This is a genomic window from Pectinatus cerevisiiphilus, from assembly GCF_004341685.1.
GTDB classification, from domain to species: Bacteria; Bacillota; Negativicutes; order Selenomonadales; family Selenomonadaceae; genus Pectinatus; species Pectinatus cerevisiiphilus.
In genome coordinates this window covers 34,991-50,941 of record NZ_SMAA01000017.1, presented here as the reverse complement: position 1 = coordinate 50,941, position 15,951 = coordinate 34,991, and the positions used below count along the sequence as shown (strand labels likewise).

General features: G+C 37.5%; 19 protein-coding genes, 2 tRNA genes and 1 rRNA gene. 10 read left to right on the top strand and 12 right to left on the bottom strand.

Features of this window, described 5'->3' with window-relative positions:
- Positions 1-144: 144 nt before the first annotated feature.
- The 3 genes from rrf to EDC37_RS10345 all read left to right on the top strand — a co-directional run bounded on the left by rrf (position 145) and on the right by EDC37_RS10345 (position 2,368).
- Positions 145-261: ribosomal RNA gene (gene rrf, locus EDC37_RS10355) — 5S ribosomal RNA — on the top strand.
- Positions 262-484: 223 nt separating this feature from the next.
- A complete protein-coding gene (locus EDC37_RS10350) occupies positions 485-1,267 on the top strand; it encodes a potassium channel family protein (protein ID WP_132551052.1) in 783 nt (260 codons plus the stop codon).
- A gap of 318 nt (positions 1,268-1,585) precedes the next feature.
- The gene (locus tag EDC37_RS10345) at positions 1,586-2,368 is read left to right on the top strand and encodes a potassium channel family protein (RefSeq protein ID WP_132551050.1); all 783 of its coding nucleotides are present in this window, start codon (positions 1,586-1,588) and stop codon (positions 2,366-2,368) included.
- A 129-nt stretch (positions 2,369-2,497) separates the two neighbouring features.
- Here EDC37_RS10345 and EDC37_RS10340 read toward each other — a convergent pair.
- Positions 2,498-2,572 (bottom strand) — tRNA-Arg (locus EDC37_RS10340).
- Between the two features lie 236 nt (positions 2,573-2,808).
- Entirely contained in the window at positions 2,809-3,015 is a 207-nt protein-coding gene (locus tag EDC37_RS10335; RefSeq protein WP_132551048.1) for a helix-turn-helix transcriptional regulator, read from the bottom strand.
- Positions 3,016-3,160: 145 nt separating this feature from the next.
- Here EDC37_RS10335 and EDC37_RS10330 point away from each other — a divergent pair, with 145 nt between their 5' ends.
- The 4 genes from EDC37_RS10330 (at position 3,161) to cbiT (ending at position 5,913) form a co-directional block, all read left to right on the top strand.
- Positions 3,161-3,532: a helix-turn-helix domain-containing protein gene (locus EDC37_RS10330; RefSeq protein ID WP_132551046.1), complete on the top strand. Its 372-nt coding sequence runs from the start codon at positions 3,161-3,163 to the stop codon at positions 3,530-3,532.
- Positions 3,533-3,620: 88 nt separating this feature from the next.
- Positions 3,621-4,724, top strand: coding sequence for a cobalt-precorrin-5B (C(1))-methyltransferase CbiD (gene cbiD / locus EDC37_RS10325; RefSeq protein ID WP_132551044.1), 1,104 nt, complete (start codon positions 3,621-3,623; stop codon positions 4,722-4,724).
- Positions 4,709-5,335: a precorrin-6y C5,15-methyltransferase (decarboxylating) subunit CbiE gene (gene cbiE / locus EDC37_RS10320; protein WP_132551042.1), complete on the top strand. Its 627-nt coding sequence runs from the start codon at positions 4,709-4,711 to the stop codon at positions 5,333-5,335. The genes cbiD and cbiE overlap by 16 nt, the downstream gene beginning before the upstream one ends.
- Positions 5,332-5,913, top strand: coding sequence for a precorrin-6Y C5,15-methyltransferase (decarboxylating) subunit CbiT (gene cbiT, locus EDC37_RS10315; RefSeq protein ID WP_414153140.1), 582 nt, complete (start codon positions 5,332-5,334; stop codon positions 5,911-5,913). Before cbiE ends, cbiT begins: the two co-directional genes overlap by 4 nt.
- A gap of 40 nt (positions 5,914-5,953) precedes the next feature.
- Here cbiT and EDC37_RS10310 read toward each other — a convergent pair whose 3' ends face one another.
- From EDC37_RS10310 to EDC37_RS10275, 8 genes are all read right to left on the bottom strand, one after another.
- A complete protein-coding gene (locus EDC37_RS10310; RefSeq protein ID WP_132551040.1) occupies positions 5,954-6,364 on the bottom strand; it encodes a 3-hydroxyacyl-ACP dehydratase FabZ family protein in 411 nt (136 codons plus the stop codon).
- On the bottom strand, positions 6,351-7,439 hold the full coding sequence (locus tag EDC37_RS10305; RefSeq protein WP_132551038.1) for an AMP-binding protein: 1,089 nt from the start codon (positions 7,437-7,439) through the stop codon (positions 6,351-6,353). Before EDC37_RS10305 ends, EDC37_RS10310 begins: the two co-directional genes overlap by 14 nt.
- Positions 7,440-7,450: 11 nt before the next feature.
- Complete coding sequence (locus tag EDC37_RS10300; protein WP_132551036.1) at positions 7,451-7,675, bottom strand: hypothetical protein; 225 nt, start codon at positions 7,673-7,675, stop codon at positions 7,451-7,453.
- Between the two features lie 4 nt (positions 7,676-7,679).
- Entirely contained in the window at positions 7,680-8,834 is a 1,155-nt protein-coding gene (locus EDC37_RS10295; RefSeq protein ID WP_132551034.1) for a thiolase family protein, read from the bottom strand.
- A gap of 502 nt (positions 8,835-9,336) precedes the next feature.
- Positions 9,337-9,714, bottom strand: coding sequence for a metal-sensing transcriptional repressor (locus tag EDC37_RS10290; RefSeq protein WP_231040113.1), 378 nt, complete (start codon positions 9,712-9,714; stop codon positions 9,337-9,339).
- Entirely contained in the window at positions 9,689-9,898 is a 210-nt protein-coding gene (locus EDC37_RS10285) for a type II toxin-antitoxin system Phd/YefM family antitoxin (protein WP_132551032.1), read from the bottom strand. Before EDC37_RS10285 ends, EDC37_RS10290 begins: the two co-directional genes overlap by 26 nt.
- Before the next feature lie 13 nt (positions 9,899-9,911).
- A complete protein-coding gene (locus tag EDC37_RS10280) occupies positions 9,912-10,142 on the bottom strand; it encodes a hypothetical protein (protein ID WP_132551030.1) in 231 nt (76 codons plus the stop codon).
- Positions 10,143-10,382: 240 nt separating this feature from the next.
- Positions 10,383-11,336, bottom strand: coding sequence for a magnesium transporter CorA family protein (locus EDC37_RS10275; RefSeq protein WP_132551028.1), 954 nt, complete (start codon positions 11,334-11,336; stop codon positions 10,383-10,385).
- 262 nt (positions 11,337-11,598) lie between these two features.
- Between EDC37_RS10275 and EDC37_RS10270 the strand changes: the two genes are divergently transcribed.
- From EDC37_RS10270 to EDC37_RS10260, 3 genes are all read left to right on the top strand, one after another.
- Positions 11,599-11,687 (top strand) — tRNA-Ser (locus EDC37_RS10270).
- 211 nt (positions 11,688-11,898) lie between these two features.
- Positions 11,899-12,693 carry an HAD family hydrolase gene (locus EDC37_RS10265; protein WP_132551026.1) on the top strand — a complete coding sequence of 265 codons (795 nt, stop codon included), beginning with the start codon at positions 11,899-11,901 and terminating at the stop codon, positions 12,691-12,693.
- Positions 12,694-12,709: 16 nt separating this feature from the next.
- A complete protein-coding gene (locus EDC37_RS10260) occupies positions 12,710-13,561 on the top strand; it encodes a PHP domain-containing protein (RefSeq protein ID WP_132551024.1) in 852 nt (283 codons plus the stop codon).
- Between the two features lie 80 nt (positions 13,562-13,641).
- Here EDC37_RS10260 and EDC37_RS10255 read toward each other — a convergent pair whose 3' ends face one another.
- Entirely contained in the window at positions 13,642-14,769 is a 1,128-nt protein-coding gene (locus EDC37_RS10255; protein ID WP_132551022.1) for a DUF362 domain-containing protein, read from the bottom strand.
- Positions 14,770-14,940: 171 nt separating this feature from the next.
- Positions 14,941-15,939 (bottom strand): putative heme d1 biosynthesis radical SAM protein NirJ2, encoded by a 999-nt coding sequence (nirJ2, locus tag EDC37_RS10250; RefSeq protein ID WP_132551020.1) that lies wholly within the window; start codon positions 15,937-15,939, stop codon positions 14,941-14,943.
- Between the last annotated feature and the right edge of the window lie 12 nt (positions 15,940-15,951).

Here is a 15,951-nt window from a genome sequence, read left to right as displayed (position 1 = left end):
CGAGAGCTTAACTTAAAATCATCGAAAAAAAATGTTTGGTCTGAGATTTCTTCTGTGAAGTTTTGAGTGTGCAAGACACTCTGGTTGAAGGGCAGTGAACGTGAGAGCGTAAAACTGCGGACTTTGGCTCAAAGAGTTAAAGCATCTGGTGGCGATACCTGGATGGATCCACCTGTTCCCATTCCGAACACAGTAGTTAAGCATCCACAGGCTGAAGGTACTTGGGGGGTGACCCTCTGGGAGAATAGGTTGTTGCCAGTTTGAAGCGTCTATGATTTTAGTTAATCTATTGTCATAGACGTTTTTTAATGTCTTTTTGATTTTATTTTACCGGCATGGATGAGAATCCTTGCCGGTTTTTAGGTTGTGTAGAATATATTAGCTGTGTTTAAATTATTATTGTACTTTAGAAAATGATAGAAAGATCATATGGGATAAAATAAAATAGGATAATAATATTAGATTATAGAATGGAGCATTTAAAATGGTTACTAAACTACGAAAATTTATTAAGTCTTTATCAAAATATATGTTAGCATATGATATCGTAATGGCTATTTTATCCATTTCAGTAATTTTTGGCTTGGTTATTGAAACAAAACTGGAATTAACGGACTTTGAATTAACTGTTATTGATTGTTTTGTAAATCTAGCATGGGCTATTTTCTGTATTGATTACATGGTCAGGTTAATAATAGCTAAAAATCGTCTATTATTTATACGTAAGAATATTATAGATTTAATTGCTATTATATCTTTTGGTACATTATTTCAGGGATCACGAGCTATTAAAATTATTAGATTGCTTTATATCTTTAAGGCTTTTGCATATTTGAACAGAATTTATGAACGTATTATATCAATAATTAAAACAAATGATTTTGACCATATTTTATGGTTTACGTTAGGCGTAATTTTTATCGGAGCTGTGTCTATTTCTTTCGTAGATGGACTGGATATGGGAGATGCACTTTGGTGGTCATTTGTAACAACAGCCACTGTTGGTTATGGTGATATTGCACCACATTCGATAGGGGGCAGATTGATAGCAGTTTTTTTAATGATTATTGGGATAGGTTTTTTAAGTACATTAACCGGTACCATATCCGCATTTTTCATACATCATGTTCGTGCTAACAAAAAAGTTACATATAAGGATGAAGAAATAGAACGTGTTATTGATAAGTTAAATAATTTTGATGCGCTATCTACGGATGATTTGAATCAAATGTTCAGTGTTTTAAAAGCCTTAAAAGAAAATACATAGGCAAATTTCGTTTTCATAAAATTAAATAAGAAGTGTCAATTTTTAATGTTAGGGCACAGGTGTTGCATCATTGAATGTCGGAATTATTTTTAGTCTTGTAATAATGTTGGGGTAAGTGAGGATTTAAGCTTATTCTAACATTATTTTTTTACTCTAGAATAATATAAAATAGAAATTCCTTAATCTTTTTAGGTATGAATACTGATGGTAAATTTGAATGTCAAATTTACTATTGTGATTTGTAAAAGGCATTTTAAAAAGAATTGTAATATAATAGAACAGAATAAATACTGATAAAGAAAAAATGGAGTGTTAAAAATGATTATCAAATTACGAAGATTTATTAAATCCTTATCAAAGTATATGTTAGCATATAATATCATGATGGCTATTTTATCTGTTTCAGTGATTTTTACATTGATCCTTGAAACTAGATTGGTGTTACCCGATATTGATTTAGATATTATTGATTATTTTGGAGATGTGGTATGGTGGGTGTTCTTTATTGATTATATGGTTAGATTGGCGATAGCTGAAAATCGTATATTATTTATTCGTAGTAACGTTGTAGATTTAATTGCTATTATACCTTTTGGTACTTTATTTCAGGGCTTTAGGGCTATTAAAATTATTCGACTACTTTATATGTTCAGAGCGTTTGCCTATTTAAATAGAGTTTACGGACGTATTGAAGCAGTGATTAAAACGAATGATTTTGATCATATTTTATGGTTTACATTATGTGTAATCTTCATTGGAGCAATATCTATTTCTTTTATAGATGATATGGACATAGGTGATGCGCTTTGGTGGTCATTTGTGACAACAACTACCGTCGGTTATGGCGATATTGCTCCGCATTCTACGGGAGGTCGATTAATAGCAGTTTTTCTAATGATTATTGGGATAGGTTTTTTAAGTACACTGACAGGTACGATATCAGCATTTTTTATGCACCATTTTCACGCTAATAAAAAAGTTACATTTAAAGATGAAGAAGTTGGACGTATTATTAATAGGTTAAATGATTTTGATACATTATCAAATGATGACTTAAATAAAATGTTTGATGTATTGAAAGCACTGAAAGGTAATGTATAAATTAACTGGTATTACTATTTTGGGGAAAATAAAAACTGCCCGTCATACGCTCGGAAAATTACCGAGCCAGACGGACAGCCTATTAAATGCTAAAGATGAAAATCATATATTTTTTATTTAATGCTTTTTTGGTGCGCCCGGTGGGAGTCGGACCCACGCACACGGCTTCGGAGGCCGATGCTCTATCCACTGAGCTACGGGCGCGTTAACAACAGCTATCATTATAGCATATAGTGACGATTATTTCTATATATTACAAAATATTTTACGACTGTAGTAGATATGGAATAGCTTATATCTTTAGCATAAAAGATATAATTTTAAATTTTCATACCATAATAAGGAAACGTTTCCTACAGCACAAAGTAGTATTATTTATTTGGTATAAACAAACAAGTTCTGTTAATAAGAAATTTAGAACAATTATTATAATGAATAAATTATGTATGCAATCTTTCTTTTTGACAAGAATATATATCTTCAATAGAACAATCTAGTGTTTTAGCGAGTATTAGTAATTTTTCAATGCGTGGTATCGATATACCTAATTCCCATTTACCCACTGTTGTACGATCAACACCAATTTTATCTGCTAATTGTTTTTGCGTTAGGCCTAATCTTAACCGTTTTTCTTCAATGATGTTCATTTTCTCACTCCTTGAAATACGATAGATAATATTTTCTCATAAGTTCATTATATAATAAAAATTCTCATTGTCAACATTAATAGAGAACTTATTCTCATATACAAGAGAAAAATTAGCTCTTATAATTGGATGAGAGGTGAATTATATGCTCGGAAGCAGATTAAAAAAACTTAGGATGCAGAGAAAAATGAGTCAACAAAAATTAGCTGATATAGTGGGTGTCAATAGAACTACTATCGGCAAATATGAACTGAAAAATGTCCGACCAGCTTATGAAGTTTTGGAAAAGATTTGCCGTGCGTTGCACACTACTCCTGAATATTTGAGTGGATTTGACCAGATATATCCTACACGTGAGGAAGAACCAAGGGAACTTATTAGTTTCATAAAAGAAGAAAATTATACTTTGAATGGCATGGAAGTCACACAAAAAGAAAAGAGGAGGCTTTCAAAGATTATTGAAGCATTGTATGTGGATGAATCGGAGGAGGAATCCACAAAACGAAAGAATAAGTGAAATCAGATAATGAGGCCGTGTTGCACCTGATGTAAACATAAGCTATAATTTTATTATGTAGTAATAATATATAAGGTATAAATAGGTTATGATAAAAAAATTAAAAAGTGGATATACTACTGGTTCCTGTGCTGCGGCTGGAACAAAAGCAGCACTTCTATTTTTGTTGAAAAAAGTTGTGCCGACAGAAGTAGAAATAGATGCTTTAAGTGGGGAAAAACTGCATATTCCTATAAAACAAGTGAAAGTTTCTAAGGGAGAAATATGGGCTGAAGTTATTAAGGATGCAGGTGATGATCCAGACATAACGCATGGTGTATCTGTTTTTACAAAAGTAATCTTAAATAATAACGGCAATGTGCGATTTTTTGCCGGTGACGGCATTGGTATAGTCACTAAGGCGGGATTGTCGGTACCTGTAGGCCAGCCTTCAATAAATCCGGGACCACGCAAAATGATGACTAATGTGGTGCATGAGTTGCTACCAGCAGGACAAGGCTGTGATATTACTATAGCTATACCGCTAGGAAAGGAATTGGCTAAACGTACCTTAAATCCAATACTCGGCATTGAGGGAGGTATCTCTGTAATTGGGACAAGTGGTATTGTGAGGCCTATGTCAGAAGAAGGCTTTAAAAATTCTTTGACACCGCAGATTGATGTGGCACTGGCAGCGGGTTTTTCCAATCAGATTTTTGTTCCAGGAAAAATAGGTGAAAATATAGCCGTTAATTTGGGTTTACCACAGCAAGCTATTGTCCAAACCAGTAATTTTATTGGTTATATGCTAGAATATGCGGCAGACAAAAAATTGGCTGGTATTTTGCTTTTAGGGCATTTGGGTAAGCTTGTTAAGGTCGCTGCGGGAAATTTTTACACGCATAGTAAAATTTCTGATGCTAGGCTGGAAACAATGGCAGCTTATTCAGCTCTTTTGGGTATGGATAAAGAAGGAGTAAAAAAAATTTTTGATTGTATAACGACGGAAGCAGCTATGGAGGTCGTTGAAGAATATCATCTTGAGCACAAACTTTATCCGCTTTTGTGTAAGCGCGCAAGTAGTCGCGCGATGCAGCATGTCTTTCAAAAATTGCAGGTTGGGACGATAATGGCAACACTAAAGGGGAAAATTTTGGGAATGGATGAAAATGCAAAAGAGATAGGCAGGAAATTACATTGGAACATAATATAACAGTTGTCGGTATTGGTCCTGGAGCGAGGGATTATATTTTACCGATTGCTTTGAAAAAGATCAATGAAGCTAAAGTATTAGTCGGGGGAAAACGTGCATTAGCTGATTATGCAACAGAAGGACAAAAAACAGCACCTATTACAGCTGATATTCAGGCCGCAATCACCTTTATACGAGAAGAATCATTACGGGAAGATGTAGTGGTTATGGTATCAGGTGATCCAGGTTATTATTCACTTTTGCCGGCGTTGCGCAATGAATTTGCATTGTCCAGGTTAAAGGTAATTCCGGGGATAAGTTCTATGCAGTTAGCTTTTTCGCGCATTGGGCTACCTTGGCAGAATGCGGATTTGATGAGCCTACATGGCAGGCTGCCTGATTATGCGTCGCTAGCTTATGAAAAGGGACGTCTAATAGGTATGCTGACAGATGCTGAACATAACTCACAGCGGATAGCTATGCTACTGTTGGACGCAGGCTGGCCGCAAAATACGCAGGCATATATATGTGAACGACTTTCGTACCCAGATGAAAAAATCCTTGCTGTCAGCCTTTTGCAAGCTACTGCGAGAGATGCTGTACGGCATTGTATAATGGTGGTGGCTGGATGATGCATATACCAGGAATTAAAGATGAATTGTTTATTCGCGGCAATGTGCCGATGACAAAAGAGGAAATACGTATTATTACTTTATGTAAGGCTGAAATTAATGAAAGCAGCATTGTTCTTGACATAGGTGCGGGGACAGGTTCTCTCTCCATTGAAGCGGCGCTTATGGCAGAAAAGGGACATGTATATGCTGTAGAGAAGAATCCAGAAGCTGTTTCGCTAATAAAACAAAATGCCCAGAAATTCAATGTTGATAAAAATATTTCTATAATTAAAGGTACTGCACCAGATGCACTTAATGATATAAATGATTATGATGTTGTTTTTATAGGTGGTAGCGGTGGTAATCTTCCAGAAATATTGGATGTTATTACGGCTCACATTAATCCGGGCGGGCGAATAGTGGCTAATGCAATAACATTGCAAACCGCTACGATGGTTCTTGAGTACATGAAGCAAAATGACATGTATGAATATGAAGCAGTATTGATTCAGTCTAGTCGTCTGAAGAGGGCAGGAGATTATGATATGATGATGGGCATGAATCCAGTTTATATAATAACGTGCCGTGTGAAATAGAAAACAGTCTATCATGTTGCGAGGACATGATAGACTGTTTTTATTTTATTGCCATACATTGCCAAACAGCACTCAATATAAGTTTTCCATTTAAGAAAGATGATCCTTTTTGTTGGAAATAACGGCCGTGCATATGAAGGGTTGTAATCTTCATAGTAGTTGTGTCTGAAAAATATACAGGAGTTCTTATCTTGACTTTTGTGATAGAGAACACTGCGAAGATGTTAATTTTAGTAGGGTTAAGCATTTTAGCACCTGCACCACCGCACTGCATTAATGACTCTAATAATAATGTTGGTGGAACGTAAAGATGTTCGCCGCATTTTTCATAAAAGATAAAATCACTGCCGTATTTTTTTTTACCAATAATAAGATCATTATCTGTTGATAGTATTTCATCAACAAATAAGAACGGTGCTCTTTGCGGTAAAAATTTTTCAATTGTTTCCATAAGATGCCTCCATAACTATTTTTCGCAGTAAATTTTTATCTACTTTACCGCTATTATTTAAAGGCAATTTGGGTAAAAAATATATTTTCTGTGGATAATGCCCGGTGTTTTGTCGACAGAAATGAATAATATCTTTTGTTTTGATGTTATCTGTTTTACGAACTATTGCTGCGATTAGTTTTTCTCCACGTAGATGGTCAGGTAGTGAAAAGACGGCAGCATCGTCTATCTGTGGATGTTCTTTAAGGCAGTATTCTATTTGCTCAGGTTGTATTTTGACACCGCCTATATTAACGGTACCATTTTTCCTGCCCCGAAGAGTGAGATAACCGTCAGTGCTAAGGGAACCTAAGTCTCCAGCAGTGGCTTTTGGCCTTTTGGAAGGAACTAAATAGGGGCTTTCAACCCAGACTAAGCCATCTGTTATTTCTATTTTAACGCCAGGGAAAATTTTTCCCGTACTTTGTGGTCTTGTAAGTAAATCGTGTATGTCCGCATAGCTCACATGGCCGAGTTCACTGGCGCCATAGTATTCAACGATGGAGGCATTGGGAAAATAATGGTGCAGTTGCTGGACTGTTGTTTTGTTTATCTTTGCACCACCTGTGACAAGCGAAGAGATGTTGTTATTGGGCTTACTAAGTGCTTTTAAAAGGATGCTGTAGTGGGCAGGTACCATAAATAAAGCACTTATGGAATATGCATTGATCTCTTTTAGCCATGTCTGGGGTAGTCTGTTGGGGGCAATTACCACTGAAGCACCAGTAAAGAAGGCATGTATACAAGCATTTAGATTGGCTGTGTAGGAAAGCTCACCAATAAGGTAGAGCGTATCGTTTTTATTAATATGAAATAATTTACTTTGCCAGGGAAAAGCAGCAAGCCAGCTTTGGTGGTCGCGAAAAATTATTTTGGGAATACCCGTAGAAGAACCGGAACTCATCGCGCCGAGAAAAATATTTTCAGGATTTAAGGTGGGACATTTGTGCGAGGTACTTGTCAGAAAATCACTGAAGAAAACTTTTTGGGAGATATCATATTTTTTCATCAAGCGAGCGGTAAGCTTTTCGGGCATTTTACTACTGGCTAGAATACATATGCCACCTGCTTTAATGATGGCAAAAAACAAAGTATAAGTTGCAAAGGGTCACTATTTTGGAGAAATATTTTTTCTCCTTTTTTTATAAATGTAGCTGCCTTTGCCATTGCAGAGCTTTGTGCGTCCAGTTCTCCATATGTGAGTTGTTTGCTGGCACAACTAAAACATATTTTTTCTTTCGGTTGATTTTTAAGTAGATCTGTTATCAGCATATAATCACACCCTTTGCAGAAGCATTGCTGTTGAAAGACCACCTACTGCGCCGATGGAAACGATACCTGTTTTTGCCTGCTGTGTCTTTAAGGTTTGTAAAAGGTGCAGTAGATTTATGGCACCAGATGCACCATAAGGATGTCCAAAAGCTATTGCTCCGCCCAATTGGTTCACTTTTTCCAAAGGCAGGTGAAGTTGGCGGCAACAAGCTATTAACTGAACGGCAAAGGCTTCATTTATTTCTACAGCATCAATATTTTGCAAGGTTAATTGATAGCTGTCCAGTAATTTCTTTATGGCATATATTGGTCCCAAAGGAAATTTGTTAGGGTCACAGCCTAGCATAATTGCGGGAGAAATAAAGGCTTGTGCCTTAAGACCGTATTTTTGCGCGGCCGTTTCTGAAGCGAGCAGTACAAAAGCTGCCCCATCATGTTTGAGACAGGAATTGCCAGCGGTAATGCAACCGTCTTTGACGAATGCGCTTTTTAGACGGGTCAATAGTTTCATATTCATATTTTTTTTTGGGCCTTCGTCCTTTTGGAACAGATATCCCTTGATATCTATAGGACAAATTATTTCTGCTAAGGCACCTGTTTCTTGGGCAGAGCATGCTTTTTCATGGCTTTTTAAAGCAAATTCGTCCATTTGTGGACGCAAGATTCCTAAATCTGCAGCCAGTGTTTCTGCTGCGCTGCCTATATCTGGATTGCCTATCCATTCTGGGGAAAAGGGCGCTTGTTCATAGTAAAAATCAGGCCCTTTATAGCGTGGATCTTTGCTATTAAGACGTTTGCTGGGAGCTAAAGAGGCACTTTCGACTCCACCGGCAATGACTATATGGGCACGGCCGGCTTCTATCATAGCAGCACCCATATCAATCGCGTTAAGGCCAGAGCTGCATTGGGCATCAAGTGTTAGTGCAGGGATTGAATAAGGCCAGCCAGCCTCTAGGACACAAACTCGCGCAAGGTTTCCTCCGGGGCCTGTTACATTACCAGCAAGGACAATATCTACACATTCTGGCATAAGTGAATATTTTTTTAAGATAGCATTTAGAACTATAGCAGCCAGTTCTTCGGGCAGAAAATTTTTTAAGCGGCCATTCTTTTTACCGATAGGAGTACGCAGGCCGCCTATTAAATAAGCTTTAGGCATTTCGTCACCACTTTTTGGCTTTTTATAAAAAATTTACTTGTTAACAACGTTTTTTTACAAGGTTATTGTAAAAAATACCAGAAACAATTGTAAAATCGCAGCCCAAGAAGCGGCCTTATCATATAGTATCTAATACCGCCGCTTATGTTTGCCGCTAATAGGCTTAAATATTCTAATTTGTTTTTAATCATGGGCAAGTTTGTGCCTAATATAATTAGAGGACTATATAGTACTTGTTGAACAGTTAGCAATATATTTCACTGGATAATATTTAGCCAAAATGAAATATACTGCTAAGTCTATTATGTATAATGAGGTTTACCTCAAATGGTACAAAACACTACTTAAAATAGAATTTATTTATAGTAAGCAGTATAGCTGGGTATGTTAAAATAGTCAACTCAACTATGAACAACGTTGACCAAAAATAAAAAAACTTTCACGGTAGACAATAATTATTAACAGTAAGATGAAAATAATGATGCCGTATGGGAAAGTAAATTTATTTTATGAATTTATCTATGGCACTTTTTAGCTTTTCAATTGTTTCAGTATCATTTGTCTTAGCCGCATCTACAATACAATGCTCCAGATGATCTTTCAGCATCAGCTTAGAAACGTTAGTTACAGCTGCGTTGATAGCGGATAACTGGATTAAAACATCACTACAGTCACGTTCGCTTTCAACCATACGACGAACCGCAGTCATATGGCCAATGATACGGGCCATACGGTTTAGGACAGCATGCGTCTGTGTATGTTTATGGGCATGTGTATGTGGAGCATCCGCTTGCGCGGGAAGATATGGTTCGGAACAGTTATTCTTAGATGTATTGATTTCTGCACAGGAGTCCCTATGCATTGTTTTTTTCAGTGTCATTAGTTTCATCCCTGTTTTTTAATAAAAAAAGTTTTTTATTATATTCATTATATTTATCCATTGACATTAACACTAAATTTTTACTGTTGGCTCGTTGAATAATAAATACTTCATTTTCGTCTGCTGCTTGTTCAGCATAAATAGTAAATTCTCTCAGAAAATCCGAGGACGGTATAGCTTTCATAAAATCCTCCCTTTCAACAGGAACTTTTGCCCAATTTTGGATGGGATACTGGTTTTAAACTCAATTTATGCACAAGGTGCAAAGCATCTAAAAAACTTACATCAAAACGTTCTCCAGACCGTTCAAAAATACATAAGGGTTTTGCCATACCTATTTCAGATGCCGGCATATAAATATATTCTTTATTGGCGTTGTCACCGTAGATGGTGCCGTTTTTTAGAGCAGATTCTGTCATTGTCGGCATGAAAAAAACTCCTTCAAGCAAAACCATAATAATATAACGTTTAACATTGTTTATTGTATTGATTCTATTTACAAAAATAACCGCCTTAGCTTACAAAACTAAGCGGTTATTTTTACAAACTAACCTACTAAAAGCACAGATAGTCAAGGCTATTTTTCTGCTCCCATTATATCATAACAGTTGAATTTTGCAACTATATCTATAGAAGTATTATTGCAGGTAAATAGGAAGAATAAGTACCTAAAACATGTTCCTTCGCCATAAAAATATAGCACAACAACCGGCTAAAAATATTGCCAGTATAGATACGTATAGGAACCCCAAAGGATTGTCGGCAAAGGGGATGGCGACGTTCATTCCGAAAAAACCAGATATGGCTGTAGGAATAGCCAGTATTATTGTTACAGCCGTTAAGAAACGCATTACAAGGTTAAGGTTGTTTGACATAATGGAAGAAAAGGTATCTGCCATGCGTGATAATATGGTGCTATACATATCACCCATTTCACGTGCCTGTTTATTTTCGATGATTACATCTTCAAGTAGGTCCTCATCTTCTTCATATACTTTGATAATGCCCTGTACACTGTGGTTTAGGCGTATACGCATGAGTTTATCCAAGACAGCTGCATTTGATCGCAATGATGCATTGAAATAAGTAAGACCTTTCTGCAATTCGAGTAAACGTAATATTTCTCTATTTTGTAAAGACTCACGTAGCTTTATTTCTATTTCATCAGATAATTTATCTATTTGTCGCAGATACCGCAGATAATATGTTGCGGATTTGTATAAGATCTGCAATAAAAAGCGGGTCTTTTTAAAAGTGCGAAAGGTACTGCTGGTATGTTGGTTGAATTCAGATATCACATGTGTGTCTTCCAGACAAACAGTAATTATGTATTCACTGGTTAAAATAATTGCCAACGGCAAGGTATCATATGCTTCCGGTGCACGGGTAATAGGTAAATTAGTAAGTACCATAATAGAGTTATCTTCAACATCTATATGTGAGCGTTCTTCATCATCAAGTGCTGAACGTAGAAAGTCAGGTTCAACTTCTGTCAGATTGCTGACAACTTTTAGTTCATAAGGAGTAGGAGAAACGATGTTGATCCAGGCTCCCTTTTCCAGCGTTTTGAGATTTAATTCCTTTAAAGGCCCTGATTCCAAAGATTTATATATTTTAAGCATGATTTATGATAAAAGCTCCCTTCAAGGTTGGAAGTATGTATCATAAACCATAAAGATATATGGAGCATACTTCCAAGTATTTTATTGTATAAAAACACCTTCGCGGATGGTCTGCATCCATAATCTTCGCCTCTTTTTTTAAAATGATAAACATCCACTAAAAATATTACCTTATGCAATATGATAAGTCAATATTTTAATGAATATCATATGGAATTTGACAATATATCTTCCAATTGATATAATAATAGAGCATTGCGCTGGAGAGGTGTCCGAGCGGTTTAAGGAGCTGGTCTTGAAAACCAGTGATACGGCAACGTACCGTGGGTTCGAATCCCACCCTCTCCGCCATATAAAATAAGGCTTTTAGGTCTGCCGGAGGGCAGGCTTTTTTTGTTGTCCAGTGACTTCTGACATCATGTTTTGACTGTCACTATTTCTTGGTTCATTTTAAGTCAAAACATAATAATAGGTAATTTTTTATTTTTATATTAGTGCATCACTGATAAATGATGTTTTATTATGTTATAATGAAATTAATTTTAGCAGGGGAGAATGGCGAATGATAAAATGGATAATTTCTGATATGGATGGAACATTGCTTGATGATAACGGTGACCTGCCGCAAGGATTCGATGAAGTAATGGACGAATTAAAAAGGCGGAATATAATTTTTTCACCTGCCAGTGGCCGTCAGTATTATGCGTTGGTAAAACAGTTTTCTAAATATAAAGATGATTGGCTTTTTATTGCAGAAAACGGTACTATGGTGTCAAAGGGAAATGATCTTTTATTTTATGTTAGTCTTCCTGCGAAATTGACAAGTACGCTCATTGATGCGACGACATCCTTAAAAGATGTCTACACAGTAGTCTGCACTTGCAATGGCAGTTATGTAACGGCAGAGGATGAAGCTTTTTTTGCTGAAATGGGCAAATATTACACCAGACATACTTTAATAGACAGCTTTGCTTCTATAAAGGATCCTATTATAAAGATTTCTGTTTGCGATTGTAAGGGAAAAAATATCAGGGAAAATGCCTATAAGTATCTTCTGCCTTACGGAGATGATGTCCAAGTAGTTATGGCTACGGATATGTGGGTAGACCTCATGCCTAAGCAGATTAATAAAGGTGTTGCTATTCAAAAGCTTCAAGGAAAAATGGGAATAAAACCAGAAGAGTGTATGGCCTTCGGTGATTTTTATAATGACAGAGAAATGCTTAAAGCCGTTGGTGAAAGCTATGCTATGGAAAATGCTGTTCCCGAGCTTAAAAAGATTGCCAAACATATTGCACCTGCTAATAGTAAAGCCGGAGTATTGACGGTAATTCGGGATATGCTAGCAAAAAATTGAAAAAGGGGCGGAAAATATGAAAATCGATTATCATATGCATTTTGAGTATGGCTCATATGATCCGAGCTGGGTGCAGGGATTTTTTGACAGCGCCAAAAAACGCGGTATTGATGAGATTGGAATTTCGGAACATACACATGGGTTTACCGATTTTAAGGAACTTTACTATGAAGATGTTATTTGTGATGATTCTTTCATAGGCAGGTTTCAGAAAAAGTGGTTGAAAACAAATAAATTTAAGTGCCCATTGAGTGATTATATAGATTTTATGAATTTGCTTAAAGGAAGAGGATTGCCGGTAAAGACGGGGATAGAGGTTTGTAATTTCCAAAACCAGGAAAAAGTAAAAGCTATTCTCGATCAATATAAATTTGATTATATAATAGGTTCAGTTCATTTTTTGCGTGGCTGGGCATATGATTCTTCTCAGATAAAAGATGAATGGAACCGGCATGATCTTCGGGATATTTATGAATGGTATACTGAAGAAGCGGAAAAGCTGTGTGCATCAGGTTTATATGATATTTTGGGACATCCATTTAATATTCGTATTTTTAAATTTTTACCTGATTTTGATGTAGAACCTTATTTGGTCCGTGTCGCGGAAGCGATGCAAAAGGCCAATATGGTTGTGGATATCAATACGGGAACATATTATCGTTATCCGATAAAGGAAATATCACCATATCCTGAGTTTATGAAGGTCGCAGCGCGTTATCATCTGCCTGTTATAACATCTTCTGATGCACATAAACCGGAAGACTGCGGGGCATATATAGATGATGCCATAGCGTATGCAAAGTCATTTGGCTATAATACACGCGTCAGGTTTAAGGACAGAGTGCGGGAAATGGTTCCCATTGATTGAGCAATAGTGAGTAATACAAAAAAGAACAGCCTGCTGTTTGCTGGTAAACAGTCAGGCTGTTCTTTTTTGTATTTATTTAATTAGAGTTTTATCAAATCGTACTTGCGGGAACCCATGCCGAGTTTTTCACAATGGTCAAGACATGACTGCCATTCAGTATCAGGATGGGTGTTGTGGAAATGGTCATGCTGTTGTGTTTCTTGCGGGGCATGTTTAATGTTTTCGCCCAATGTGGAATTTGCAATGACCGGTGCTTGGTTTACAAGGTCTGCACAAGCTTGGTCTATTGCTACGGGATCAAAAGAGGCAAGCATTCCTATGTTGGGGACGATTGCGGCATCATTTTCTGCGTGGCAATCGCAGTTCGGGGAAACATCAACGATAAGGCTGACATGGAATTGGGGGCGGTCATGCAAAATAGCACAGGCATATTCTGCCATTTTGAGGTTGACCATTTTTCCTGCGTTCCAGTTAGTAGGAATAATAGCGTTGGTAGGACATGTGCCTATACAGCGGCCGCAGCCTACACAGGCGTTTTCATCAATATGGCATTTTTTGTTTTGGATTATAGGTGCATTATGGGCACAGGTTTTCCTGCACATACCGCAGCCAATGCATTTTTCTTCTTTTACTGTCGGTTTACCGTCACAATGCATTTCCATTTTTCCAGCACGGGAACCACCACCCATGCCAATATTTTTTATAGCACCGCCAAAACCAGTCATTTCATGCCCCTTAAAATGGGTAAGAGAGATTATTATATCAGCATCCATTAAAGCATGGCCGATTTTAGCTTCCTTTACATATTCACCGTTTGGTACAGGAACATAAGTTTCATCAGTACCTCTGAGCCCGTCTGCTATGATATTCTGGCAGCCAGTTGATAATGGACTGAAGCCATTTACATTAGCCGTGTCCAAATGTTCAAGGGCATCTTTACGGGTGCCCACATAAAGTGTGTTGCAATCTGTTAGGAAAGGTTTACCGCCATGCCTTTTGACCGCATCAGCTATTACTTTCGCATAGTTGGGGCGAAGGAAGGAAAGGTTGCCAAGCTCACCAAAGTGGATTTTTATGGCGGCAAATTTACCGTTGAAGTCAATGCTGCCTATACCAGCTTTTTCTACAAGTTTATTAAGCTTTTGTAGCAAATTATCTTTACCGGGGTATACACGCATATCGGTAAAGTATACTTTTGCATTTCCCATCGAAAACACTCCTTTTAACAATCCAATAAATATCTTTTTCTATACCAACTGCTATTATAACAATAATTAATATATATATACAAGATGAAGGGAAGAAAGTCATGACAAAATATTCCCCTGCGGCTGCGATATTTTGCAGTGCAGGGGAATATTTAGACGCAGCGTATTATATTAATATTGGCCTTCTCTTCCGCGATAAAGACACCAAGGCTCTTCTGCCATATAGTCACCACCATGGTAATAAGCTGCTCTTGCCCGGCAGCCGCCGCATGCTTTTTTGTATTCGCATTTGCCGCAGCCGCCTTTGAAGTCAAAAGTACGCAACTTATTGAGTACTTCGCTGTTTTTCCAGATTTCATCGAAAGGTGTTTTCCGCACGTCACCTAATTCCATGTTCAGGTAGGCACACGGTTGAACTTTACCACGCGGGCTGATAATGCAATAGGCATTTCCTGCCAGGCAGCCACGCCGAAATCTTGTCTTTACGCCCATCTGGGAAGCAATACGGATAAATTGCGGAGCACAGGTAGGTTTTAGCTCGATGTCTACTTGCTGCTGTTTTTTCATAATACGCGTTAAAACATCTTCATATGCATGGGCACGCAGTGATTCTGTTTCGATAGTTTTCGCGCGTCCGGTAGGAACAAGGAAAAAGAAATGATGTGCAACAGCGCCTTCCTCCACAGCAAAATCAGTGATGGCTTCAAGCTCATGCTGGTTCCAGTCCATGACAGTAGTGTGGATTTGAAAGGGTAGGCCAACTTTGCGGCAATTGCGCATACCACGTACGGCACCCTCCCAGGCACCGGCAAATTTACGAAATTTGTTGTGCTTTTCCTTGTCCATTGAATCGAGTGATATACCCATTCCCATAGCTCCGGCAGCTTTTAGTTTGACTGCCATTTCTTCGGTTATGAGCGTACCGTTGGTACCGAACACTGAACGCAAGCCAAGTCTTGTGGCATAGGCGACAAGTTCTACAATATCAGACCGCATCAGCGGTTCTCCACCAGAAAAAATCATTATTTTAAAACCAGCTTTGGCGATTTGCGTTAGAAGTGTTTTAGCCTCTGCTGTATTAAGTTCTTCATCAGCTTTGCAGCCGGCATCACGATAGCAATGTTCACAATACATGTTGCAGGCATTTGTTGTATTCCAAGAAATTATCATATATATGCTCCT